Genomic DNA, 25,962 nt, shown 5'->3' with positions numbered 1-25,962 from the left:
ATGGAAACAAGGACTGATTGGCCCAGGGTCGTGCGGGAACTGGAACATGTGTGGATTCCCATGCCGGATGGGTGTCGCCTGTCGGCGCGCATATGGCTGCCCGAGGATGCCGAGGCGCACCCGGTGCCGGCCATCCTGGAATACATTCCGTATCGTAAGGGCGACATGCGCACTTATGAGGATTCCGTCAACCATCCCTATTATGCGGGTCACGGCTATGCCAGCGTACGGGTGGATATCCGCGGCAGCGGCGAATCCGAGGGCGTGCTGACCGATGAATACATGCAGCAGGAATTGGACGACGGTCTGGCCATCCTGAGCTGGATCGCTGCGCAGCCCTGGTGTACCGGCCGGGTTGGCGTGATGGGAATCTCCTGGGGCGGATTCAACGGCCTCCAGCTTGCGGCCCTTCAACCGCCTGAACTTTATGCCGTGCTTACGGTGTGTTCCACCGATGACCGCTATTCCGATGACGTCCATTACATGGGCGGCTGCATGCTCCTGGATAATCCTTCCTGGGCCGGGGTCATGTTTGCCCACAACAGCTGTCCGCCGGATCCGCGGCTCTTTGGCGATGGCTGGCGCGAGGGCTGGTTCGAGCGCCTGCGCGGCAGCGGGCTCTGGCTGGAAACCTGGAGCAGCCACCAGACGCGTGATGATTACTGGCGCCACGGTTCTGTGTGCGAGGACTTCAGCGCCATCCGTTGCCCGGTCTATGCGGTCAGCGGTTGGGCTGATGGGTACTCAAACAGTGTGTTCCGGTTGATGCAGCATCTTGATGTGCCGCGCAGGGCGCTCGTAGGCCCCTGGAGCCACAAATACCCGCATATGGGCAAGCCCGGGCCGGCCATCGGGTTCCTCCAGGATACGCTTCGCTGGTGGGACCACTGGCTCAAGGACGAGGCGACGGACATCATGGATGAGCCACAGGTCCGGGTGTGGATGCAGGATAGTGTCAGGCCCGCAACACGATACAAGGAGCGTCCCGGCCGCTGGATTGCCGAGAATGAGTGGCCGAGCCCCACTATCGAGCCCCGGCGCTTGCGCCTGAGCCGTGAGGGCCTGCTCGAGGGTGACGTGGCGAACCAAAGCGAAGCGTTGCTGTGCCAGTCACCGTTGCGCACCGGTTTGAGCGCCGGCAAATGGTGCTCCTATTCCGCCGGGCCGGACATGCCGGGTGATCAACGCGAAGCCGATGGGGATTCGCTCAGCTTCGATACCGGGCCTTTGCCGCAGGCGCTGGAAATCTTTGGTGCGCCGGAAGTGGAGCTGGTGCTCGCCAGCGATCAGCCCGAGGCTCAGGTCGCTGTGCGCCTGTGTGACGTGGCGCCGGACGGGGCGTCAACCCGGGTGACCTACGGGGTTCTGAACCTGGCCCATCGCGACAGCCACGCCGAGCCCGAGGCCCTGGTGCCAGGCCAACCCTATAGGGTGCGGGTCCGGCTCAACGAGATCGCCCAGAATTTTCCGGCGGGGCACCGTATTCGGGTCAGCGTGAGTTCCAATTACTGGCCCTTGATCTGGCCTTCGCCGCAGGCTCCCGCACTGACCATCTGGTCCGAAATCAGTTCACTGACGTTGCCGATGCGTGCGCCACAGGAGGCGGACAATGCGCTTCCCGCTTTCGGGCCACCCGAGGGCGCGCTTCCGGTGGCGACCACTGAAATTGAGGCGGAAGCCACGAATTGGGTTCGGCACTATGACTTCGACGCCGACGCGCACACGCTTGAAGTCGACGACTCTGAAGGGGTGTTCCGAATCGGGCCTACTGCCACCGATATCCAGAAGATCGGTTACGAACGTTACCGGATTGAGGGCGACGATGTGCACTCAGCCCAGGCCGAGATCTTCTGGCGCATGGGCTTTTTCCGTGATGACTGGCGCGTGAATACCGAGACCTGGACTCGAATGAGCTGCAGCGCCGGGGCGTTTCGGATCGAGGCGACACTCAGGGCTTACGAGGATGACGAACTGGTCTACGAGCAGGAGTGGGATCGCTCGATTCCCCGCAGGCATCTTTGACGCTGACAATAACGAAAAAGCATGAGATGACACCGACATGACGGACCATCGTGAATACATTGATGCCACCCGGGTCAGGCGGCGGCTGGTGGACCTGATCCGGATTCCTTCCGTGACCGGGCAGGAAGATGCAGTGATAGGCCGGCTTTCCGAATGGCTCTGGGAACTGGGTGTGGAGGTGGATTACTGGAACGAGGGTATTGCCGACGTGCTCAACGATCCCAACTACCCGGGCCATGAAGTGGAACGCGCCTGGCTGCCGGTGGTGATCGGGGTGGTGCGCGGCCGTAAGCCCGGTCCGACAGTAGTACTCACCGGGCACCTGGATGTCGTTCCGCCCGGCGACATCAACCAATGGACGCTGGATCCGTATTCCGGATATATGGATGGCGATACCGTTTACGGGCGTGGCGCCAGCGATATGAAATCGGGAGTCGTTTCGGCGCTGGAAGCCTTTGAGGCCTTTGCAAAGGGCCCACGAACCTTCGCCGGCCGCGTTGTGTTCGTGGGCGTTCCTGCGGAAGAGGACAGCGGGCTGGGCACGCTTGCTGCCATCCGCCGGGGCTGGTACCCGGACGCCGTGGTCGTGCCGGAACCCACCCTGGACGACGAAGGATCGCCGAAGCTGGTTGTTGCCCATGCCGGGGCCATGTCGTTCTTTCTGGAGGTGACGGGCCTGGCTGCTCACGCCAGCCGGCGGCACCTGGGGGAAAGCGCCCTGGATCATTATCTCGCGATTCACCGGGCTCTGCGCGAGGACGAGAAGCGCATCAATGATGGCGAGAACCATCCACTGATGCGTGCGCTCCATCTGCCGTACGCGACCAATGTCGGTCTGATTAACGGGGGCAACTGGTCTTCCAGCGTCATGGATCGCCTTACTGCGGAAATCCGCGTAGGGGTGCCGCTCAATGAGACGGTGGAGCAGGCCAGGGCGCGGATTCAGAGGGTTATCACCGAGGCGTGCGCGGGCGATACCTGGCTGGAGCAGAATCCGCCTCAGGCGCGACTCGTGGCTTCGGGGTTCGGTTCCGCACAAACCCCGATGGAACATCCGCTGGTCACTACCATGGCCGATGCGGCGGCGTCAGTCTTCGGTCGTCCAGCCCGCATCGCGGGGGCCCCCTACGGCTGCGACATGTCGGCCTGGGTGCGGCTCACGGGCGCTGCCACCGTGGTATACGGTCCCGGCGATATCGACTGGGCCCATTCCGCCGACGAGCGGGTGTCGCTGGATGCTACCGAGAGGGTAGCGCATGTACTCGTCCAGGCGACGGAGAAGTTGCTGACCTTCAGGCCCGGGGAGCTGCGCCTGCAGCAACAGGGAGAGACACATGCCGAGCCGGATTGACTCTGTTTGGTGGCGGTCTCTAGTATTGGTGTGAGGGACCTTCTATTATGCAGTTTGAGGGGACATTACCGCTCTCACAATTCTGAGCCCGGGCAAACAGGCCAAATACGTTGGCCGTGGTCCGGCACACACTGCAAGGAAGAGTGCCATCTTGAAATCCGTTGAGTCCTTTCCCCACGCCACAAAACACCTGGAACACATATGGATCCCGATGTCCGACGGGACGCGCCTGGCGGCACGTATGTGGATGCCGGAGGACGCCGATACCAACCCGGTGCCTGCGATCCTCGAATACATTCCCTATCGCAAGCGCGATAACACCCGTTCACGGGACGCGCTGAATCATCCCTATTTCGCGGGGCATGGCTACGCCAGCATCCGGCTTGATCTGCGCGGTAGTGGGGACTCCGAGGGTGTCCTGCAGGATGAATACCTTCAGCAGGAGCTTGATGACGGGGTAGAAGCGATCCGCTGGATTGCCCAACAGAAGTGGTGCAGCGGCTCTGTGGGCATGATTGGCATCTCGTGGGGCGGTTTTAACGGTCTGCAGATCGCGGCCCTGAGACCGCCGGAACTCAAGGCGGTGATCAGCGCCAGTTCCACCGATGACCGCTACAGCGACGACGTCCATTACATGGGCGGCTGCATGCTGACGGACAATCTCTCGTGGGCCGCGACGATGTTTGACTACACCAGCATGCCCCCGGATCCGGAGCTGGTGGGGGAGAAGTGGCGGGCCATGTGGCTGGACCGGCTGGAACACAGTGGCATGTGGCTGGAAAACTGGCTCGCGCATCAGCGTCGCGACGAGTACTGGGAGCACGGCTCCATCTGTGAGGACTTCTCGGCGGTGCAGTGCCCGGTGATGGGGGTCAGCGGCTGGGCGGATGGCTATTCCAACAGCGTTTTCCGGCTGCTGAGCAACCTCGACGTGCCGTGCAAGGGGCTGATTGGGCCCTGGAGCCACATGTATCCCCATATGGGCAACCCCGGGCCCGACATCGGTTTTCTCCAGGAAGCAGTGCGCTGGTGGGATCACTGGCTCAAGGGCCAGGACACCGGCATCATGGAGGAGCCGGATCTGCGCGTATGGATGCAGGACAGCGTTCCGCCGGCAACGAGCTACACATGGCGCCCGGGGCGTTGGGTGGCCGAGCCCGGCTGGCCGTCGCCCAATATCCACGAAACCGTCTACGGTCTGAGTGAGGGCCACCTCGTGGATCCCTCGACGCCCGTCAGTGATACGCCTCTATGGATCCAGTCGCCCCTGAGCGTGGGACTGTTCGCCGGCAAGTGGTGCTCCTACAGCGCCACTCCGGATCTTCCCCATGATCAGCGCGAGGAAGATGGCGGCGCACTGGTGCTCGATACTGAGCCGTTGACGGAACCCCTGGAAATCATGGGCGCGCCGATCATTGAGCTGGAACTGGAAGCGGACCAGCCCCAGGCCATGATATGTGTCCGCCTCTCGGACCTGGCCCCGGATCACAAGGCTACCCGCAGTACTTACGGTATGCTCAACCTCAGTCACCGTGACAGCCATGCATCGCCCAGTCCTCTGGTGCCTGGCGAGCGGTACAGGGTGGCAGTGCAACTGAACGATATCGCCCAGCGTTTCCCGGAAGGTCATCGTCTGCGGATATCGATCTCCACCTCCTATTGGCCGCTCGCCTGGCCCGCACCTGAGCTCACCTGCCTGACCGTGCATCCGAGCGGCAGCCGTGTGCGGCTGCCAGTACGGCCTGCGCGCGAAGAGGACAAGCAACTGCGGGCCTTTGGGGAACCGGAATCAGCGCCGCCGATTGCCACTCCTCACCTTGAGGCTCCCGAGCAGAACTGGCGGGTGATACGCGACCTGTCCAAGGATGAATCCGTGCTGGAAGTGATCAAGAACGGTGGTACTACCCTTGTTGAGGAGATTGATCTGACCATGTGGAGCGATACGCGCGAGTGGTATAGCCACATTGGTGAAGATTTTCAATCGATGCGTGGGGAAACCTATTGTGTCTCCGGAATGTCCCGTGGCGACTGGTCAATAGAGGTAACAACGCGCGCGGTACTTACCGCCAGCAGCAGCCATTTCCACCTCTACGCGGAGCTGGACGCCTACGAGGGCGATGAGCGCGTCGTGGCCAAGAACTGGAACACCTATGTGCCGCGCGATCATATGTGAGCGGCGGGCGGACTGTTCACCGGCGGTTCAGAAGAGGTGTGTCTGGCACCTCGCTCAAGGAAATTTGAATAATAAGGATACAGACCATGATCTATCGTCATGTCAATGAACTCGCCGATACCAACCGGGTAATTGCCGGACCTAACTATTCCAGCCGGCGCCTGATCCGCCGTGATGACCGCATGGGCTATTCGCTGCACGACACTGTCATGCAGGCGGGCACCGAGAATCGCTTCTGGCACAAGTATCATATGGAGACGGTCTACTGCATCCGTGGCGAGGGCGAAGTGGAAAGCACCAAGGATGGGACCTGCCACCCGCTCACCCCGGGGGCTGTCTATGCGCTCAACCAGAACGACGAATACATTGTGAGAGCGCACACCGAGCTGCAGCTTGTATGTGTGTATTACCCGGCGCTGGCCGGCGACGAGATCGAGGACGAGAGCGGCTCGTTCAGCCAGTTCGGGGAAGAAACGATTTTCGTGATCGGGCTGAACGACTTCAATCGTGAAATGCTGGCCACCATCGACATGGCCGATCACTACAATTTCGTGCCGCTGCTCGATTCCAGGCAGATCCTGGAGCAGAAGAAATACCCCATCCAGGAGATCATCCAGCACGCGAAGAAGCAGATCCGCGAACACAAGGGGGCGGTGGATGGCGTCATCCACTACATCGACTTTCCGGTCAGTACCATTGTTCCCATTATCTGTGACAGCTTTGATCTGGCGTCGGCGAGCCTGGAATCCGTGCTGAAATGCGAGCACAAATACTGGAGCCGGGTCGAGCAGCGCGCTGTTGTTCCGGAGAACATCCCCAGGTTCAGCGCCTTCAATCCGTTTGACGACGAGGCCCTGGACAAGGTCCTTGAGGTCATGGATTTCCCGTTCTGGATCAAGCCGGTGAAATCCTTTTCCTCCTATCTTGGCTTTCGCATCGATGAGGCCAGCCAGTTCCACACCGCCATGGAAGAAGTGCGCGCGAACATCGGCCGGTTCTCCGGCCCCTTCAACTATCTGCTCGATATGGTCAGGATGCCGGCCGAGTTCGACGAGATCGGGGGTGAGTACTGTATTGCCGAGAGCATCATCGGCGGCATGCAGTGCACCCAGGAAGGCTTCTCCTGCAAGGGCGAAGTGGAGGTATACGGCACCATCGACTCCTTCCGCGAGGAAAACCTGACCACCTTCTCCAGTTACCAGTACCCCACGATTCTGCCGGATGAAGTCCAGGAACGGATGACCGAGCTGACGAAGAAGGTGGTCAAGCACATCGGCTACGACAACGCCCCGTTCAATATCGAATATTTCTGGAACCGGGAGAGTGACCAGATCTGGCTGCTGGAAATCAACACGCGTATTTCCGAGTCACACTGCCAGCTTTTCCAGAAAGTGGACGGGCGCTCCCATCACCAGGTGGCCGTGGAACTGTCGACTGGACGCCGGCCGACGTTTCCGCATCGCGAGGGTAAGTTCGCCGTGGCAGGCAAGTTCTTCCTTCGCGAGTGGGAAGATGCCTATGTGTCGCAGGTGCCCAGCGAGGAGACCGTGCGCAGGATCGAACAGGAAGTCATCCCCGGCTCCACCATCGAAATCGTCGCCATCCCTGGGCAGCGGTTGTCCGACCTGATGGATCAGGACAGCTACAGCTTCCGCGTGGCCTTGTTGTTCCTGGGCGGCATGTCCAAGCAGGATCTCGAGAAAAAACGCCGCCACTGCGAAGAACTGCTGTACGAGGAGTTCGTCTTCGAGCGTTGAGAATATCCTGAACCCCAAATCCGGTAACTGCTCAAAGGAGTATGGAAGGTGCTCGGCATTCTCGCTCGCATCCTGAAAGTGTTGAACTCGGAAACCTCGCCAGCGCAGATTGCGGCTGCGGTGTTGCTGGCGCTTTTCATGGGGCTCTCGCCACTGGGGGCGCCGCATAATCTGTTCCTGTTGCTTCTGGTGCTTGTGCTGCGTGTGAATCTGAGCCTGTTTCTGGTCAGTTTCGCCCTGTTTTCCGGTATTGCCTGGCTTCTGGATCCGCTGGCGCACAGCCTGGGCAAGACGCTGCTCGAGGCCGGCATGCTGGAAGGTCTGTGGACGGCCATGTACAACACCGGCTTCTGGCGCTTCCTCGGCTTTAACAATACCGTGCTGCTGGGGCAGGTGGTGATTGCACTGTTGCTGGCCGTTCCGGTGTTTTTCGGCGTTATCTTCATTGTCCGCAACTACCGCGAGCATCTGAAAGCGCGTATCGAGAAATCACGCCTGATGCTGGCGCTGAAGAGCAGCAAGTGGGGCGGCAAGTTCTACGACATCTACTCTTCCATGAGTCACTGATTAACGGAGTCTTTTATGACCCAATGGATACGCTGGTGGGGGCTGGGTGTCTTTGCCGCCATTATCCTGGTGCTGTGGCTGGTCACGAATCCGCTGATCGAGTGGAGTATTGAGTTCGCCGGCACCCAGGCCGTGGGGGCGAAGGTGGAGCTGGACAGTGTCGATCTGGGCCTGAATCCGGTGACGCTCAAGCTTAATCGCCTCCAGGTGACCAACCCCAACGAGCCCATGCGCAACATCACGGAAGCAGGGCGCATCGAGATGGCGCTGGATGGCTATGCGCTGATGCGCCGCCAGTTCATCGCCGAGACAATGGCTGTGGAAGGGCTGCGTTTTGGCACCGAGCGCAGTGAGAGCGGTGCTATCGAAGGCCGGCTTTTTTCACGCAAGGAAGAGGCGGGCCAGGACGGCGACGAGGGTTTTGATATCGGCAGTGTTCTGCCGGGTATGGAAATGCCTGATCCCGACAGGATCGTCGACGAGGAACGCGAACGTCTGGCCGGTAAGGTGGACGAACTGGACGCGGAAGCCAGGGAGATCGAGCAGGGCTGGAACGACCACATTGAGAGCCTGCCGAGCGGCGACAGTGTCGATAACTATCGTGAGCGCTGGGATGAACTCAAGGAGAAGAATCCATTGAGTCGTGTCGCAGGCGTGCGCGAGTTGAAAAAGGATATCGACGGCGACCTTGAGCGCGTGAGCAGCCTTGATGATCGGTTGAAAAGCGACCGTCAACGGTTGAGCGAACTGGCCGAACAGGCCCGTAACCTGCCCGCGCGGGAGGCTGAGCGGCTCATGGCGGCCAGCGGGCTGGATGAGGGCTTTCAGGGGGTAACCCGTCAGCTGATGGGCGAGCAGCTCAGCCGTTGGGTGGATAACGGGCTTACCGGCTATCGTCTCGCATCCAGGCACATGGCCGGTCGCGAGACGGAAGAGGAAACCGGCCCACCGCGCGGTGAAGGGGAGGACATCCGCTTCCCCGAGGAAGAGCCCCTACCTGGTTTCCTGGTCAAGCGTGCGGCTGTGGATGGCGTGGCACGGATGGGCGCCAGTAACGTGGACTTCGACGGCAGTATCCGGGATATAACCCGAGAACCGGCGATATGGGGCAAACCCATGACGCTGGAGCTCGATGGCACCGACGAGGCAGGCGCGACCCTTGAGGTGGACGGGACCTTTGATCACCGCGAGGAGCCGGGCCGTGATCAGCTGGATTTCAAAGTGCGCCAGCTGACCCTCAAGGACGCCACTTTCTCTGGCAGCTCGAAACTTCCCATTGTGCTGGAAGAGGGTAAGGCGAATATTGATGGCAACCTGAGCGTCACCGGCGGGGACTTGGATGCGACCGTGAATACAGAGGTCAGTCAGGCCAGCTTCGCGGCCGGCGCCGAGGAATCCGGTGAGGTTGTTCAGCGGCTGGCCCGGGCCATTGAAGGGGTTTCTTCTTTTCGCATGGACCTGGGCGTGGGCGGCACCCTGGGTAGTCCGGAAATCAGCCTCAACTCCAATCTTGACCAGATTATTGGCAAGGCGCTGGGAGATGAGGTTCGCGGCGAACTGGCTGAGGCTCGGCAGGCGCTGGAAAACAGATTACGCGCAGAACTGGGGCCTGAACTTGAATCCCTGGCCGGACGCCAGGAAGCGCTGGATGAATACCGCGAACAGATTGACCAGCGGCGCAAAGCGCTGAAGGACATAAGGCCTTAGGAGTCTGCGGACACTACCGGGTGGGTGGCGCCATGAACTCGGGTCCAACAGGATCCTTGATGCATCTGGCGAGAATCGCATCAATCGCATCAAATGCTTCCCTGTCGAGCGACCAGCCTTCGATGTCATCAACCGGATCGAGTTGTTCGGGCCTCCGCGCGCCCCAGAGCGCTGTCGTGACACCCGGCTGGTCCACCAGCCAGCGAAGCGCCAGGGCCAGCACATTCTTCTGGTAGCGCTCACGCGCAAACGCATCCAGTTCCGTTACCGCATTGAGGTACTGGCGATAGCGATCCCCCTGGAACTTGGGATCGTTCTTTCGCAGATCATCACCGGTAAACTCCGTATCTTCACGCATCTTGCCGGTCAGCAGACCACGGCACAGCCCGCCGTAAGTAATGGTCGCAATGCCATGTTCCCGGCAGTATGGAAGGATCTCCTCTTCGATATCCCGCTCGAAAAGGTTATAGGGGGGCTGCAGGCTGTGCAGGGGCACAATTTTGCTGATTTCGTCCATCTGCGCAGGGGTGAAATTGCTCACGCCGATGGCGCGGATCTTCCCCGCCTGGTAGAGCTTTTCCAGGGCCCGCGCGGTCTCTTCCATGGGCGTCTTGGGGTCTGGCCAATGGACCTGGTAGATGTCGATCCGGTCCGTCTGCAGACGTTTCAGCGAATCCTCAACCTCCCGCTCAATGCGGGCTGAAGTGGCATCACGCCAGACCTTGTCGTGATCGTCATTCCAGTTCAGGGCGACCTTCGTGGCCAGGGCTACCCTGTCGCGGCGCCCACCAGCCAGGGCTTTGCCCACAATCTCTTCCGAGCGGCCAAACCCGTATACCGGCGCCGTATCGACCAGGCCGATGCCCTTGTCGACCGCCCTGTGAATCGTATCGATGGATTGGGCTTCATCCGTTCCGCCCCACATCCAGCCACCAATGGCCCAGGTTCCGAGGCCGACTGGTGTCACCTGAATATCCGTGTTTCCGAAAGATCGGGTTTCCATGCTTGCTCCCACTCCATCATAAAAAGGTTATCGGGATGTTCGAGAGGGGTTACGTCCTCACTTACCGCTCCTCCGACAGTATCACCAAGCGTATAACGCCGACAAAGATATCCGATACACGAGGGAAATAGGGCCAGTGCCGTTTTCAGGGGCGGAACGTCTCGCCATGGCTGAGGACACGGAACTCAGCCTCAGGGAGCCCCGCGGCCTCCCTGGCCTTCGCCAGCTTCCGCGGCGGCTCGTCCAGGGGTTCGTCGGTCAGGCCCTCAAAGGTCCCCCAGTGAATCGCGAAGGACTGGTTTGCGCCAATGTCCCGGTGGGCCTGGACGGCCTCTTGCGGGTTCACGTGGTGGGATTTCATGAACCAGCGTGGCTCGTAGGCCCCAATGGGGATCGCTGCCAGATCAAAGCCCCCAACACGTTCGCCAATGTCTTTCAGGTCAGGGGAGTAGCCGAAGTCGCCACCGAAAAGGAAGGAAAATTCCGGACTTGAGATACCCCAGGCGCCCCAGAGCATCTCGTTCTCGTCCCAGGGTGTGCGCGAACTCCAGTGCTGGACCGGCAGGAACTGCAGTTCCAGGCCCTGTATGGAGGCCTGCTCCCACCAGTCCATCTCGGTAAGATGCGTGGCATTACCGCCCGTCACGTTTTCAGTGAACCAGGCCCCCATGCCCAGCGGCAGGAAAAATTCCGGTGGGCCACCCGCCTGTTCGTAGAGGGCGCGCACCGAGAACAGATCCAGGTGATCGTAATGGGCGTGGGAGATGACCACCGCATCAATGTGCGGAAGTTCCGACAGGGCAACGCCCGGGCGTTGGTGTCGCGGCGGTCCGGCAAAGGAGACGGGCGATGCCCGTTCGGAGAACTGGGGGTCGGTCAGCACATTGATACCGTCGATCTGAAGCAGAACAGTGGCGTGCCCGACCCAGGTCACGGCGATGTCTTCCCGGTTGTTCTGGATAAAGCCCAGCTCCGGCTCTGTTGGTTGGATGGGGGCCTCCGGTGGCTTGGGCAGCCCTTCCCACCAACGGTTCCACTGCCAGCTCAGGAAATCCATGCCACCCGGCCTTTCAACGGGATAGTTGTTCCTGAACCCATCCTCGGTGTGATGAGGCTTGTCCGGATCGTAATGTCGATTGCTGCTGCAGCCATTGCTCATCAGAGATAACACCATGATCGTGATCAGCCCGGGTAACAGGTTGGTCCGTGGCCGGGATTTCCTCATAAAGGCTGTCTCACCGCGCCGTCCAGGCACCGTCCATGGGCAGGGCTGCCCCATTGAACGAGCGCCCCTCATGGCTGCAGAGCAGGCGGGTGAAAGCCACGAGCTCGTCGATGGTCGCGAACCGCTTGTTCGGCTGTGCGGCCAGTATGACGTCCCGGATTACCTGCTCCTCGCTCATGCCGTGCGCCTTCGCCTGGTCGGCGATCTGCCCCTCCACCAGTGGCGTTCGCACGTAGGCCGGGCAGATGGCATTGGCCGTCAGATCCGGTTCTTCGGCGACCTCCAGTCCAATGGTCCGGGTCAGGCCCACAACCCCATGTTTGGCGGCCACATAAGCCGACTTGTAGGGGGAAGCAACCAGGCCGTGCGCGCTGGCAATGTTGATGATGCGCCCGTAACCCTGCTGGCGCATGCCGGGCAATGCCGCCTTGGTGGTATGGAAGCTGGCTGAGAGATTGAGGTTGATGATCTGGTCCCATTTGTCCTCGGGGAACTCTTCAATGCAGCTGACGTGCTGCACGCCGGCGTTATTGACCAGAACGTCGACGCTGCCAAGACTATCCAGGGCCTGTTCGATAAGGCCGCGGGCCTCCGCGCCCATGGTCAGATCCGCATCGAATACTGGCGCCTTCACGCCGCTGTCCGCTTCGATCTGTTTCGAAATTGCCTGCTTTTCCTCCGACGACCCCATGCCATTGATGACAACGTTCATACCACTCTCGGCCAGCCCCCTGGCAATGCCCAGGCCTATGCCGCTGGTGGAACCCGTTATCACAGCGTTGAGCCCCTTGAGTCCGGTCATGATGCGTGCTCCCTCTGAATGTTCGAAATTTATTGTTCAATATAAAGTTGACACGCGCTCTCCGCGAATCAAGACTCGATAGGGCAGTCCCAGATTCCGGAAGAGGCAGGTACCATCATGTTGTATACGTTGTACGAATTCCAGCATTCGACCCTGGCGCCGGTGCATTACGTCGCGGATCAGGGGCTGCGCATGATGCGCCATCCGATGAATCCCATCGGGGGGACCCCGGTGGGTCGGTCGGTGGCGGCGAGCTTCGATATGGTCGAGCACCTGACTCGGCGCTATGGCAAACCGCGCTTTGGCCTGGATGAGACCTGGATCAATGGGCGATCCGTGCCGGTCCATGAAACCATCTGTCATCGCAAGTCCTTTGGCCAGCTCAAGCACTTTGAGAGGGAGTGTGACCGGCCCGGGGATCCTCGTATATTGATTGTCGCACCGCTTTCCGGCCATTTTGCGACGCTGCTGCGTGGTACTGTCGAAGCGCTGCTGCCGGACCATGACGTCTACATCACTGACTGGCGTGACGCGCGGGATGTGCCTTTGTCGGAGGGGCATTTCGACCTGGATGATTATGTGGACTACCTGATCGACTGGCTCAGCGAGCTCGGTCCGAACACCCATGTCCTGGCTGTCTGTCAGCCAGCGGTGCCCGTCTATGGCGCTGTGTGCCTGATGGAGGCGGAGGGCCACCCCTGCACCCCGGCCAGCATGACGTTGATGGGCGGTCCCATTGATACCCGGGAGGCGCCCACCCAGGTGAACGAGCTTGCCACCACCCGGCCGCTTTCCTGGTTCCAGAAGCGTGTGATTACCCTTGTGACGCCGCCCCATGCGGGCATGATGCGCCGTGTCTACCCAGGCTTCCTGCAGCTGGCCGGTTTTATGACCATGAATCTGGGCGACCACGTTCTCAAGCACCGGAAGCTGTTCGAGCATCTGATCAAGGGTGACGAGGACAGTGCCGAAAAGACCCGCGCTTTCTATGAGGAGTACCGGTCGGTGATGGATATCACCGCGGAGTTCTATCTGCAGACCATTGACCTGGTGTTCCAGAAGCATGCGCTCCCCAAGGGGGAGTGGGTATCCCGGGGCCGGCATATTGATCCGGCGGCCATACGCAGGACCCCCATACTCGCCGTTGAGGGGGAACTGGATGATATCTCCGGAGTCGGGCAGACGCGCGCGGCACTGACACTGGCCGAGAACCTGCCCGAGGAGCGCAAAGAGTATTATCTGGCAGAAGGCGTCGGGCACTACGGAATCTTCAATGGGAGTCACTGGCGCAATGACATCGCTCCCCGGCTGAAGGACTTTATCCGCAGCCATGATGATCGGCAGGGGAGCAAGGGGGCCGCCTGACAACCGGGAGCTGACTTTGCCGGAATCTCATCCAATGTCAGCGCAGGGACGTACAGATTCCGACACAATATCGACAGGGAGCATTGCATGAAATCACGCGCCGCCATTGCCTGGGAGGCAGGGAAACCGCTGGAAATCACCGAGATCGATGTGGAGGATCCCCGGGAAGGGGAGGTGATGGTGCGCCTTGTGGCCACCAGTGTCTGTCACACCGATGCTTACACGCTTTCGGGTGCGGATCCCGAAGGCCTCTTCCCCTCCGTGCTTGGCCATGAGGGCGCCGGCGTCGTGGAAGCCGTGGGCGCCGGTGTAACCAGTGTTGCACCCGGAGATCACGTGATCCCGCTGTACACCGCCGAATGTGGCAAGTGCAAGTTCTGTCTCTCCGGTAAAACCAATCTCTGTCAGGCGGTCAGGGCAACCCAGGGCCAGGGTGTGATGCCGGATGGCAGCTCCCGCTTCTCGCTCAATGGCCGTTCGCTGCACCACTACATGGGCTGCTCGACGTTCAGTGAATACACGGTACTGCCGGAGGTTTCGCTTGCGAAGGTTTCCAGGGAAGCGCCCATGGACAAGATCTGCCTCCTGGGCTGCGGCGTGACCACTGGCATCGGCGCCGTTTTCAACACGGCGAAAGTGGAACGGGGCGCCACGGTGGCCGTTTTCGGGCTGGGGGCCATTGGCCTGGCTGTGATCCAGGGGGCGCAAATGGCCGGCGCCAGCCGGATCATTGCCATCGATATCAACACGGACAAGTTCGACATGGCACGGCAGTTCGGCGCCACTGACTTTGTGAACCCCAACGATTACAACGACCCCATCCAGCAGGTCATCATCGACCAGACCGATGGCGGTGTTGATTACTCCTTTGAGTGTATTGGCAATGTTAACGTCATGAGATCAGCGCTTGAGTGCTGTCACAAGGGCTGGGGCGAATCCATCATCATCGGTGTGGCCGGCGCCGGGGAGGAAATCAGTACCCGTCCCGTCCAGTTGGTCACCGGGCGCGTCTGGAAGGGCTCGGCTTTTGGCGGCGTTAAGGGCCGCAGCGAGCTTCCGGACTACGTGGATCGCTATATGAAAGGCGAGATCATGATCGACGAATTTGTCACCCATGACATGCCGTTCGAGCGGATCAACGAGGCATTTGAACTGCTTCACGCCGGCAAGAGTATCCGCACAGTCCTCCATTATTGAGATTCATGCTGCAGGGGAAGGAAACACGATGACGTCGATGCTGACCGAAGTATCCGCCAATCGCAGTTTTGGCGGCTGGCACCGCCGTTACCGGCATTATTCGAGTGTCCTGGATTGTGAAATGACCTTTGCCGTCTATCTGCCCCCGGCGGCGGAAGTGCGGCTGGTGCCTGCGCTCTGGTGGCTCTCCGGATTGACCTGTACGGATGAGAACTTCATGCAGAAGGCCGGCGCGCACGGCGTGGCGGCTGAGCTGGGTATGGCCATCGTCTGTCCGGACACCAGCCCCAGAGGGACGGAACTGCCCGGTGAACATGACAGCTATGATTTCGGGTCCGGCGCCGGATTCTACCTCAACGCAACCCGTGAACCCTGGAACGCCCACTACCGGATGTACGATTACGTAACCCGGGAGTTGCCGGCGCTGGTTGAGGAGCAGCTGCCGCTCACGGACCAGAAATCGATCAGCGGCCACTCCATGGGCGGCCACGGCGCTCTGGTCTGTGCGCTCAGGAACCCGGAGCTGTTCAGTTCGGTCTCGGCCTTTGCGCCAGTCTGTAACCCAAGCCGCTGCCCCTGGGGCGTCAAGGCATTCAGTGGCTACCTGGGGGATGATCGGGAGAGTTGGAAGGAGTGGGATGCCTGTGAACTGATCCGTGGCGGAGCGCGCGTGAAAGAGCTTCTCGTGGACCAGGGGGATGCGGACAACTTCCTCGCCGATGGGCAGCTGCAGCCGGAGGCACTGCGCGACGCCTGCGAACAGGCACGCCTGCCGCTGCAGTTACGTACGCAGCCGGATTACGACCATTCCTACTTTTTCATTGCCAGCTTCATCGAGGATCATCTACGCCATCACGCCGGTGTTCTGAACGCCACGCGTTGAGGCGGTCCGGGGCCAAAACGAGCGCATCCGGCACTGGGGCCGGATGCGGTGTAACGGGGTCTGGCAGAATCAGCGCCGCCGGCGCGCCATGCCCAGACCAGCAAGACCAAGTCCCAGCAGAGCGAGGGTTCCCGGTTCCGGGACCTTGGCAGTTACCCGAACGTCGTCCAGAAAGTTACCCATGGTGCCGGTCTCCGGGGTCACGCTCAGGAACCTGATCTGCGACGTTGCTGAGGACGCCTGGAATGCGCCGGAGAACAGGCTCCAACCAGTTGTAGCATGATCATTCAGGTTCCAGTTGCTGTTGCCTGCCAGGAACTGGAATTCTTCACTGTCGTTATTGCGCGCGCGGTAGGCAAAGGAAATGTCGTACCACTGGCCAATCTGAGTGTTGATGTCCTGATAGATCTCAAACGCGTTGTTTGTATCCGGATGAGCATTCAGCTCGGCGAACTGGACGCCATCGAACGCATTGACGCCGTTGTAGCTGTCCCAGACCTCGATATTGCTGCCGTCCCAGCCGGGGACATCGCTGGAAGAAAAGTATGCCCAGCTGCCGGTATCAACATCGGGGTTTTCGAAACTGCCATTCTGAATCAGGTTGGCATTGGCGGAACCTGCGGCGATTGCAAGCGCGCCGAGGAGGATGCTGTTTTTGGCGAGACTACGGATAGACTGCATGGTGGTACTCCCTTCGTATGAACCATTGTTAATGACCGCGCAATCTAAGCATGAAGGGTGCCAGAAATTTTATGTGGCGGATTTAAAAGGTAAAAGCCTAGTTTTGTCGCTTGCGATGGAGTACGTCTGTAAAGAAAGTCGACACCCGAATGCGTCATGAGCCTGCTTTCGATCCTGCGTGTATAATTATCTGACAAAGCTCCTGTGGGGCCTTCCAGTTGGTGTTTCCAGGTGAGTTAATGGTGCCGATTGTTCATCATCCGAATTACAGTTTCCCGTTTCCGGATGAGCACCGATTCCCGATGAGCAAGTTCGGATTGCTGGTCGACCAGCTTCGGAGTAATGGGCTACTACGGGCGGAGAGCAGCTTCCGCCCGCAAGGCCCTCGCGCGACGCCATGCCATGGTGACCGAGGAGGCGATGGCGCTCTGGGCGTCGTAAGAGGGCTCAGTGGTCCCCGCTGTCCGAATCCATCAGCTGCATGAGGGAAGGGCGAACAGGCCGGCGCTCCGGCGGCGGTGGTTCGGTTTCATGCAGCTGCCCACCCGGCTCCCGCATCACGGAAAACTGGATGCCCCCGTACCGGAACGTCAGTCGCATACGCCCAGCATCTTCATCTTCACCGCGTTCAACAAGCGTACGAACCTTTCCCTCGTTCATGGCCTGTTGCAGCGCTGTCACGGAAAGGCCCAGCCGGGGTGCCAGCACCTCGGCGTCTACGGTAACGTCATCACCAGCAACGGAGACAGCTTCTTTCGGGATCGCGGTCATGGGGCCTCTGGAGTGGGTGGCAGGTAAGTGGATTAAATTATCAGCGGATTGAAAAAGCGGTCAATCACTGGCGAACCATGTCACCTGTTAGCCGGTTTTGTGGAGTGCTCTGCCAAGGCTGGCAAAGTAGGTGGCGAATGCCTGGTTGATCTGGCCCCGCTGGGGTGGTTTCGGGTAAAGGCCCAGTTCGGCCTCCCGGGTTGCCCGGGTGCCCCTGACCAGGAATGCGTTCCGGGGTGCGGTGTCCTGAACAAAGGCTTCAAAGGCGCGTGCGCAGAGCTCTTCCGGTTTGCTGTAGTAATGGGTATGGAGCTGTGAATCCATCCCGGCGGACGCGTTGAACAGCTCGCTTGGGTGCTCACCGTTCTCGCTGAGGATCACCGCGTGGAAGCAGGCCCTGAGTAGCTGGTTCAACGGATGCTGGATTGGCTCGGCGTTATCCAGCCAGGCGCGGGAAGCAAAAGTGCCGGTCGAAACCCCCCGGAACGCCTTGTCCGCCAGGTAATGGTCAAGGGCGTGAAACCATTCGTGGGCAAGGCTTCCAGGGCCGGCGTTCTTGGCCAGGGCCAGACACCGCCGGGCAGGTTCGTAGTGGGCAGCCACGCCGGGCTGACCGCCGGTTCCGTAATTCAGCGTGAGGCTGCCGCGCAGGGAGACGAGCTGTTCCGGGCCGCCAAGGAGCTGCATCAGGTCTTCCAGGGCGCGTTGGAACTGGACGGCGGCCTTTGCCTGTTCCTCGCGGGTAACCCAATTGCCGATGGCAATGCTGCGGAACCCGAAACGACGCCTCAGGTCGGCAAAGCTCATGCTGGGTGTGGCATCCGCAGTTGGCTGAGATGGCATTGGGATGGTCCTTGCGTTTCGAAAAACCGGCGTGACCCGGTACACTCTCGTGGCAGCGGGATAGCCGCCCGCAACGCGGCCGCTACTGACAGCAGGGAGTGATCATGGCCATGCAGATTCTAGCAGTCGGTGACCTTCATTTGGGAGCGGCGCCCAGCCGATTGCCGGATGAACTCACCGGGCGCGCCAGTGACCTCGGGGCCACCGGTGTCTGGCATCGCATCGTGGAGCAGGCGATCACGAGCGAGGTAGACGCGGTGGTCCTTGCCGGGGACGTGGTCGAGGACGAGGATGACTTCTTTGAAGCCTATCGGGAGCTTTCACGCGGCGTTGAACGCCTGACCGGCGCCGGTATCCGCGTTCTGGGTATTGTGGGCAACCATGATGTTCGTGTACTGCCCCGGCTGGCGGACCAGATCCAGGGCTTTGAGCTGCTCGGTCGTGGTGGGCAGTGGCAGACGGCGGAACTGGCGGCGGGCAGTGAGCGCCTGACCCTCCACGGCTGGTCCTTCCCCCAGCGCCAGGTTACCGCAAGCCCGCTCCAGGGCCATGAATTCACGCCCGGTCCCGGCCCCAACCTGGGCCTGCTGCACGCGGACCGGGACCAGCCCGCCAGTGTCTATGCCCCTGTCAGCTCTGCGGAGCTGGATGCGGCGCCACTCGATGGCTGGATGCTGGGCCACATCCACAAGCCTGATGCCCTCAGTGCGTCCCACCTTAATGGTTATCTCGGCTCCGCTACGGGTCTGGATCCCGGTGAATCCGGCCCCAGAGGACCCTGGCTCCTGCGCGTTGAGGGTGGCGCGATCCGGTCACTGGAACAATGGCTGATCGCGCCATTGCAATGGGAGCGACTGACGGTGGATCTGACGGCACTGGCTTCGACCGAAGAGGCGCGTGAGCGGCTGATCGGTGCCGTCAACGAACGGGATGCGGCATTCACTCAACGGGGTCTCCCACCTGAAGCTGTGGCACTGCGCATTACCCTGGCGGGCCGTACGGCTCTGGCGGGTGATGTTCGGCGACTCCTGGAGCGGGAAAACCTCGATACGATCCATGCCGGGCAGGGCAACATCCATTACTTCGTCGAGCACCTGGCCTACGCGACCGAACCCGAGCTCAGCATTGAGGTGCTGGCCCAACGCTCTGATCCCGCCGGCCTCATGGCCCACCGCCTCCAGGTTCTTGCCAGGCCGTCGGAGGACCCCGAGCGCCGCAGCCTGATCAATCGGGCACGCGAGCAGATGAAGCCGCGGATCGATCGGTCCTGGTGGCAGCCGCTGGGCACTGACGGGCCGGACGACGCCATGATCGCCGACTGGTTGCATCAGGCCGGCACCCGGGCACTGGAGCAGATGCTGGCGCAGGGGGCGGAAGAGCAATGAAGCTGTTACAACTCCGAGTCACGCACCTGCCTGGCATCAGCGAAGGAATCAGCCTGGAGGGTTTTGATCCCGGCCTGAACCTTATCACCGGCCCGAACGCCTCGGGAAAAAGCAGCCTCGTGCGGGCTCTGCACCACCTGATTGATCCCCATACGGCGACTGATGAGGGCGCGCTAACCCTTCAGGCGACCTTCCTGGCCGGCACGGATCGGCTGGTGGTGACCCGAACGGGTCGTCAGGTGGTGTGGCATAAAAACGGCCAGTCCGTGGAGCCGCCCGCGCTGCCGGAGACGGAATTCGTCCATTGTTACTGGCTTTCCATGGCGGACCTGCTTGAGGAGGGGCAGACGGAAGCTGCAATTCTGGACCAGTTGAGGCGGGAGCTTGCCGGCGGCTTTGACCTTGAGGCGGTTCGTCGGGATCCGCTCTTCAATGTGGGCCCAAGGCATGGGCAAAGCCACGAACGGGAGGTGCGTGAGCGCGAAAAGCAGCTGCGCACCATCCATCAGCAGTATGACGCCCTTGAGCGCCAAAGGGAGCAGCTGCCGGCATTGGAGGAGCGGATCAGAAGCGCGGAAGCAGCCAGTCAGGAAGCGGCCGCCATCGAGAATGCCATTGCCTTGTTGAAAGCGCGGCAGCAGCGATCCGAGGCTGAAACCCTCCTGCATCGCTTTCCAGAGGCGATGGAACGCCTGCATGGAGATGAAACCAGACGATTGCAGGGGCTTGAGGACCAGCTTGATAAGCTCCGCAATGAGCATCGTGAGGCTGAACAAGCCCGTTCCCGTGCGTCCCAGGCGATGGTGGACACAGGGCTGGCGGAGGCGGCACCGGCCGAAGAAGACATCGAGGCCTGCCGGGAAAATCTTGAGGAGGCCGGGCACTGTGCCGCCAAGCTCACCGAACAGCAGGGCACTCTGGACCGTGCCAGGGCCCGGGAGCAGGAGGCCGTCGCCAGTCTGCACCCAACGGCCGATGATGAGCCGGCACTTCATCCTGATGCGGTGGCGCAGGCGACACGCCTGTCTGAACGACTGCGTGAGAAACGGCGCCGTCTTGAGGCCCTCCAGCCCGAGGCCGGTGTCGAGACTCCCGATGAATCGGTGATCGAGGGGCAGCGCACCATGGCCAGGGAGCTCAGCCGCTGGCTGCGTCAGCTTGAGCCGAGTCGTTTCCAGCATCTGCTCCTGGGGGCAGGCACAGCCCTGGTAGCGGCCCTGGCTGCGACGATTTCGGGCATTCTGTGGGACGCCGCGTACCCCGCAATGGCCCTGGCGTTGGTTGCCGCCGTAGGTGCGGGCTGGTCCCTGTGGCAGTTCCGGGGGATGGGCATCGAGCGCCAGCAGGCCCGTCAACGGGCGCTGGAGCAGGATCTGGATCCGCCGGATTCATGGGAGCCCGGGGCGGTTGCTGATCGCCTGAAGGCCCTCGAGACTGATATTGCTGAAGGGCAGCTGCAGCTTTCGCGCGCCAGGCAACACGCAGAACGGCAGGAGGAACTGGCGACCCTCCGGGACTCGGTGGCGGCGCTCGAGGATGAAAAGGCCAACCTGGCGCGGCAAGTGGGTTTTGATCCGGAGATGACCGCCGAGGGCATTGCCTGGTTTGTGCAGCTGGCCTCGGAATTGATGCAGGCCCGTGCCCAGCGGGCGGAGATCCAGAACCGCATGGAGCGGCTCCAGGCGCAGATGCAGGCCCATCTGGAACGGGTTGGGGCAGTGCTGGCGCGGTACGGGGCCGAACTGGAGGCCGCTGCGGATATCGCCACGGTAAAAAGCCACTTTCAGGCCCTGGAGTCGCGAGCGGCGCGTCTTCGTGAAGCGGAACGGGAACACGCCAGGGCAAAGGATGAGATCAACCGGCTTGAACGGCAGATTGACGAGGCAAGTCAGGCGCTGGAGGAACTGTACCAGAGGGCGGGACTGGAACCCGGTAACCGTCAGTCCCTCACTGATTACTGCAACCAGCTCACGGAATATCGGCAGGCCAGGGATGAGTTCCGGAAAGCCCAGGTGCTGGAGCAGGATCGCCTCGACCGACTTGAAACGGGGTCCGAGCTGCAGACACTTGCCATGGAGGGGCAGGAAACCGAGCTGAACCGTCGCCTCACGGATGCCCGTGAACGGGCGGGGGAGCTGGAGACCCTGCGCAACCAGCGCTCGGAGTTGAAGGCCCGGCTCGACGAGACCGGCCGTAACCGGGACCTGGAGCAGGCAAGGCTGTCGGCCGACCGCGCCAGGGATGCCCTGGAGGATGCCTGGAACCAGGCCATGGTCGCGGAGGCGGGCCAGTTCCTGCTTTCTGACGTGACCGAGGAGCACCGCACCGAGCATCAGCCCGCCGTTCTTGCCGATGCACGGGACCGCCTGGCCCGGTTCACCCACAATCGTTATGACCTGGTTGTGGGTGAGAGTGGCCGTATCGAGGTTCGGGATACCGTCCAGGGACTTCTGCAGCGCCCGGATCACCTGTCCACGGGCACCCGGATGCAGCTCTTTCTTGCCGTCCGCCTGGCCTGGACCAGCGTTCAGGAGGGCGGCCGCGAGGCCTTGCCGATCTTCCTCGATGAGGCGCTGACCACCTCCGACCCGGAGCGCTTTGACGCCATTGTGCACAATCTTCAGGCACTGGTGGATGACGAGGGGCGCCAGGTGATCTACCTGTCCGCGGAACCAGCCGACGTTGGGCGCTGGGAACGTGCTCTGGGCCGTTCCATTAACCACCTGGATCTGCTGGCCGGGCGACATGGGGAGAGGCAGGAGCCGGAGCAGTATGCCGTTCCGGCGACGCAGCCAATCCCCGAGCCGGAATCCCGAACGCCGGAAGATTATGCAGTGCTTCTGGGGGTCCCGGCTGTTCAACCGGAATTCGATGCCGGCGCCATTCATCTATTCCATATCATGCGCGACGACCTGGCCCTGCTGCACGATCTGATGGAACACTGGCGAACCCGCCATCTTGGCGAGCTCGAGCTTCTGTTGGACAGCAACGCGGGCGGGCATGCCCTGCCGGATCAAGCCCGTGCGCGTCAGCTCAGGGCGCGTTGCCGGATTGGCCGCATCTGGGTGGATCTCTGGGCCCGTGGCCGGGGCAAACGGGTGGATCGTAATGCCCTGGAGGCGTCGGGTGTGGTCAGGGACAACTTCATTGAAGCCGTCACCGAACAGGCGGATCGTCTGAACGGCGACGCTGAGGCCCTGATCCAGGCTCTCAGGGACCGGAAGGTGGCGCGCTTCCAGCAGGCGAAGGCGGACGAGCTTGAGGACTGGTTCCGGGAGAATGGCCATATTGTGGATGAGCAGCCGCTGAGCCCCGAGCAAAGGGAACAGCAGACACTATGGCGGGCGGGGGACCTGGCGCCACCCGGGGAAATCCAGGCCGTGGTTTCCTGGCTGGAATCCGGTCTGGAGGCTTAGGCGTGAAGCCGGCGCAGGAGCCATTTTTCCAGCTCGATGATCAGGAAAAGCAGGAGACTCCCGCCCAGAATGAGCCCCCAATACGCCAAGGGGAGTGCCTCACTGCCAAACACCATCTGCATGAAGGGAATATAGGTCCAGGCGAGCTGCAGGCCCGCGACCAGCCCAATGGCAAGCCATACCGGACCACTGCCAAAGATGCCCTGGATCGACAGGGAGTTGTTCCTGAGGAAGCGACTGTTGATCAGGTAGGCGGCACTGCCCATAACCAGCATGTTGACGGCGCCGGCTCGGGCCAGGGCTTCGCTGCCTCCCCGGTAGTCCAGGATCCAGGTGAATATCCCGAAAACACCGACCAGCAACAGCGCCGATACAAAGATGACCCGCCACAGCAGGAACCCATCCAGAAGGGCAGCTGAGGGATCCCTGGGTTGTCTCTGCATGATATCCCGTTCCGCGGGCTCAAAGGCCAGGGCAAGACCCAGCGTAACCGCTACGACCATGTTGACCCAGAGCGCCTGAAGCGGGGTCACGGGAAGGGTGGTGCCGGCCAGGACGGCCAGCATGATGGCAAGGCCCTGGCCGCCGTTGGTGGGGAGGATGAAGGTAATCGTCTTGCGGATGTTGTCGTAGACCTTGCGGCCTTCGCTTATGGCGCTGACGATGGTGGCGAAGTTGTCGTCCGCCAGCACCATCTCGGCCGCGTCCTTGGCCGCCTCGGTCCCCTGGACACCCATGGCAACACCCACGTCCGCGCGTTTGAGCGCAGGCCCGTCATTGACGCCGTCACCCGTCATGGCACAGACACCGCCCCGGGCCTGCATGGCCTGGACCAGGCGCAGCTTGTGCTCCGGGGCCGCGCGCGCGAAGACGTCCACTTCAAGAATGCAGGCCTCCAGGTCCTCGTCCGACATCTGTTGAATGTCCTTGCCGGTAAGCGCTCGCTCTGTGTGGGCAAAGCCGAGCTGCCTGGCAATGGCGAGGGCGGTAGCGGCGTGGTCTCCAGTTACCATGACCGGTCGGATGCCGGCGGAAAGACACTGTTGCACCGCTTCGATCACTTCATCCCGTGGTGGGTCGAACATCCCAACCAACCCCAGGAGCACAAGCCCATCCTCCGCATGCTCATCCTCGAGTTCACCCTCAAGATGGGTTGAATCCTTCTCAGCGAGTGCCAGGACCCGGAGGCCCCGGGAAGACAGCGCATGGATCCGTTCGTGCCAAAGATCCTGATCCAGATCGCCTTCGCCATCCGGTGTGCGGACCCGGTGACACATTTCCAGTAGCCGGTCAGGCGCCCCCTTGACCAGCAGACGATTCCGGCCGTCCACCTCATGAACGGTCGCCATGTACTTGCGTTCGGATTCAAACGGAATCGCGTTCCGGCGCTCGTGATCGCCGCGGAGGGTGCGTGCATCGAGGCCGGCCTTGGCGCCGGCAACCACCAGCGCGCCTTCGGTGGGATCACCGTGAATGCGCCAGTGCTCGTCCTCGCGGGCGAGCTCCGAATCATTGCAGAGAACGCCCACTTTCAGGAAATGCAGCAGGGGCGGGTGGCTCTCCGGCTGAACGGGCTGTTGCGTGCTGCTGGCCTGAAAGTGGCCCTCTGGAGCGAACCCTGTACCCGTAACCTGATACTCACCTTCGGGGAGGAATATGCTGCGTACCGTCATCTCATTGCGGGTCAGGGTGCCCGTCTTGTCGGAGAAGATGGTCGAGATTGAGCCCAGGGTTTCCACGGCGGGCAAGCGTCGCACGATGGCGTTGCGACGAGCCATGGCCTGGACACCAAGCGCCAGGCCGATGGTGACAATGGCGGGAAGGCCTTCCGGAATGGCGGCCACAGCCAGCCCAACCGCTGCCATGAACATCTCACTTGCTGGCAGGTTGTGAACAAGGACGCCGAAAACCGCTGTTATTACAGCCGCCGCAAGGATGAAGGCCGCAAGTACACGGCCGGCGCGGTCAAGCTGCTGCAGAAGGGGCGTCCGGAGCTGTTCAACGCCACGAAGCATCTCGGAAATGCGGCCAATCTCGGTATACTTACCCGTCTCAACCACGAGTCCTCGGGCTGTTCCCTGGACCACGATGGTACTGGCAAAGGCCATGGAAGTGCGCTCGGCAAGAACCGCGTCCTCAGGGGTTGCTGATGCGCTTTTGTCGACTGGTGTTGATTCTCCGGTGAGGGCGGCTTCCTCCGTGCGGAACCGTGTGGCTTCGAGCAGGCGCAGATCCGCGGGCACCCGGTCGCCGCTTTCCACCATGACAATGTCCCCCGGGACCAGATCCTCTGCTGGGATTCCGCCACGTGCACCGTCACGGATCACATTCGCCCGGGGGGAAAGCATGGTACGGATGCTTTCGAGGGCCTGTTCCGCCTTGCCTTCCTGGATAAAGCCGATCAGGGCGACGATCACCACCACCCCGAAGATGGCGCCGGCATCGACGTAATGGCTCAGGCCCAGGCTGGCAACCGCCGCGACGATCAGGATGATGATCAGGATGTTGTTGAACTGCTCAAGGAGGCGTTGCCACCAGGGGCGGGTGCGGGCGCTGCTTATCCGGTTGGGGCCGTGTTCGGACAGGCGGCGGTTGCTTTCGGCATTGCTGAGGCCAGTAAATTTGCTATCAAGGCGTTTGAGCGCTTCGTGGGAGGTTAGCGCGTGCCAGGGGAGGTTGTCGGGCGCGGCAGTGCCTGGATCTTTTTCGCTCATCGGATTCCGGTGTCTGGTGGTCTATTAGCAATGACTGAATTGACCATATTGGAGGCGGGGACGCAATGATGTGAATCAGGGAAGTGGGGGTGGGCTTTGT

At 61.4% G+C, this 25,962-nt stretch carries 18 protein-coding genes; 11 read left to right on the top strand and 7 right to left on the bottom strand.

The genetic code is table 11. From position 1 onward, the window contains the following. The 6 genes from DES49_RS07800 (at position 1) to DES49_RS07775 (ending at position 9,577) form a co-directional block, all read left to right on the top strand. Positions 1-2,022 carry a CocE/NonD family hydrolase gene (locus DES49_RS07800; protein ID WP_133735850.1) on the top strand — a complete coding sequence of 674 codons (2,022 nt, stop codon included), beginning with the start codon at positions 1-3 and terminating at the stop codon, positions 2,020-2,022. 37 nt (positions 2,023-2,059) lie between these two features. After that, positions 2,060-3,373, top strand: coding sequence for a M20 family metallopeptidase (locus tag DES49_RS07795; RefSeq protein ID WP_133735849.1), 1,314 nt, complete (start codon positions 2,060-2,062; stop codon positions 3,371-3,373). 151 nt (positions 3,374-3,524) lie between these two features. After that, positions 3,525-5,546: a CocE/NonD family hydrolase gene (locus DES49_RS07790; RefSeq protein ID WP_133735848.1), complete on the top strand. Its 2,022-nt coding sequence runs from the start codon at positions 3,525-3,527 to the stop codon at positions 5,544-5,546. Between the two features lie 86 nt (positions 5,547-5,632). Then, entirely contained in the window at positions 5,633-7,303 is a 1,671-nt protein-coding gene (locus DES49_RS07785) for an ectoine synthase (protein ID WP_133735847.1), read from the top strand. Between the two features lie 48 nt (positions 7,304-7,351). After that, on the top strand, positions 7,352-7,870 hold the full coding sequence (locus DES49_RS07780; RefSeq protein WP_166646033.1) for a TIGR03546 family protein: 519 nt from the start codon (positions 7,352-7,354) through the stop codon (positions 7,868-7,870). A gap of 15 nt (positions 7,871-7,885) precedes the next feature. After that, positions 7,886-9,577 carry a TIGR03545 family protein gene (locus DES49_RS07775; RefSeq protein ID WP_133735845.1) on the top strand — a complete coding sequence of 564 codons (1,692 nt, stop codon included), beginning with the start codon at positions 7,886-7,888 and terminating at the stop codon, positions 9,575-9,577. Positions 9,578-9,590: 13 nt separating this feature from the next. Here the strand turns inward: DES49_RS07775 and DES49_RS07770 are convergent, their stop codons facing one another. The 3 genes from DES49_RS07770 to DES49_RS07760 all read right to left on the bottom strand — a co-directional run bounded on the left by DES49_RS07770 (position 9,591) and on the right by DES49_RS07760 (position 12,607). Then, the gene (locus tag DES49_RS07770) at positions 9,591-10,580 is read right to left on the bottom strand and encodes an aldo/keto reductase (protein WP_133735844.1); all 990 of its coding nucleotides are present in this window, start codon (positions 10,578-10,580) and stop codon (positions 9,591-9,593) included. 145 nt (positions 10,581-10,725) lie between these two features. After that, positions 10,726-11,739, bottom strand: coding sequence for an MBL fold metallo-hydrolase (locus DES49_RS07765; protein WP_133736145.1), 1,014 nt, complete (start codon positions 11,737-11,739; stop codon positions 10,726-10,728). Between the two features lie 76 nt (positions 11,740-11,815). Beyond that, complete coding sequence (locus tag DES49_RS07760; protein ID WP_133735843.1) at positions 11,816-12,607, bottom strand: 3-hydroxybutyrate dehydrogenase; 792 nt, start codon at positions 12,605-12,607, stop codon at positions 11,816-11,818. 117 nt (positions 12,608-12,724) lie between these two features. Between DES49_RS07760 and DES49_RS07755 the strand changes: the two genes are divergently transcribed. The 3 genes from DES49_RS07755 to fghA all read left to right on the top strand — a co-directional run bounded on the left by DES49_RS07755 (position 12,725) and on the right by fghA (position 16,052). Further along, a complete protein-coding gene (locus DES49_RS07755; protein WP_133735842.1) occupies positions 12,725-13,972 on the top strand; it encodes a polyhydroxyalkanoate depolymerase in 1,248 nt (415 codons plus the stop codon). 87 nt (positions 13,973-14,059) lie between these two features. Continuing rightward, the gene (locus tag DES49_RS07750) at positions 14,060-15,169 is read left to right on the top strand and encodes an S-(hydroxymethyl)glutathione dehydrogenase/class III alcohol dehydrogenase (RefSeq protein WP_133735841.1); all 1,110 of its coding nucleotides are present in this window, start codon (positions 14,060-14,062) and stop codon (positions 15,167-15,169) included. 28 nt (positions 15,170-15,197) lie between these two features. Continuing rightward, positions 15,198-16,052: an S-formylglutathione hydrolase gene (gene fghA, locus DES49_RS07745; protein WP_133735840.1), complete on the top strand. Its 855-nt coding sequence runs from the start codon at positions 15,198-15,200 to the stop codon at positions 16,050-16,052. Positions 16,053-16,121: 69 nt separating this feature from the next. On the opposite strand, the gene DES49_RS07740 is transcribed toward fghA, so the two are convergent. The 3 genes from DES49_RS07740 to DES49_RS07730 form a co-directional block, all read right to left on the bottom strand. Beyond that, positions 16,122-16,733 carry a PEP-CTERM sorting domain-containing protein gene (locus DES49_RS07740; RefSeq protein WP_133735839.1) on the bottom strand — a complete coding sequence of 204 codons (612 nt, stop codon included), beginning with the start codon at positions 16,731-16,733 and terminating at the stop codon, positions 16,122-16,124. Between the two features lie 447 nt (positions 16,734-17,180). Further along, positions 17,181-17,504, bottom strand: a complete 324-nt coding sequence (locus tag DES49_RS07735; RefSeq protein ID WP_133735838.1) for a DUF6522 family protein — start codon at positions 17,502-17,504, stop codon at positions 17,181-17,183. Positions 17,505-17,591: 87 nt separating this feature from the next. Continuing rightward, the gene (locus DES49_RS07730) at positions 17,592-18,347 is read right to left on the bottom strand and encodes a CLCA_X family protein (RefSeq protein ID WP_133735837.1); all 756 of its coding nucleotides are present in this window, start codon (positions 18,345-18,347) and stop codon (positions 17,592-17,594) included. 110 nt (positions 18,348-18,457) lie between these two features. Here DES49_RS07730 and DES49_RS07725 point away from each other — a divergent pair, with 110 nt between their 5' ends. Beyond that, a complete protein-coding gene (locus tag DES49_RS07725; protein WP_243864954.1) occupies positions 18,458-19,732 on the top strand; it encodes a metallophosphoesterase family protein in 1,275 nt (424 codons plus the stop codon). Then, entirely contained in the window at positions 19,729-23,148 is a 3,420-nt protein-coding gene (locus DES49_RS07720; RefSeq protein ID WP_133735835.1) for a hypothetical protein, read from the top strand. The genes DES49_RS07725 and DES49_RS07720 overlap by 4 nt, the downstream gene beginning before the upstream one ends. On the opposite strand, the gene DES49_RS07715 is transcribed toward DES49_RS07720, so the two are convergent. Beyond that, the gene (locus DES49_RS07715; protein WP_133735834.1) at positions 23,145-25,862 is read right to left on the bottom strand and encodes a cation-translocating P-type ATPase; all 2,718 of its coding nucleotides are present in this window, start codon (positions 25,860-25,862) and stop codon (positions 23,145-23,147) included. The two genes, DES49_RS07720 and DES49_RS07715, sit on opposite strands and share 4 nt — an antisense overlap. Positions 25,863-25,962: the final 100 nt, after the last annotated feature.

Source organism: Halospina denitrificans, assembly GCF_004364635.1.
In the GTDB taxonomy this organism is placed as follows: Bacteria; Pseudomonadota; Gammaproteobacteria; order Pseudomonadales; family Oleiphilaceae; genus Halospina; species Halospina denitrificans.
This window is presented reverse-complemented; position numbering and strand designations above follow the sequence as displayed.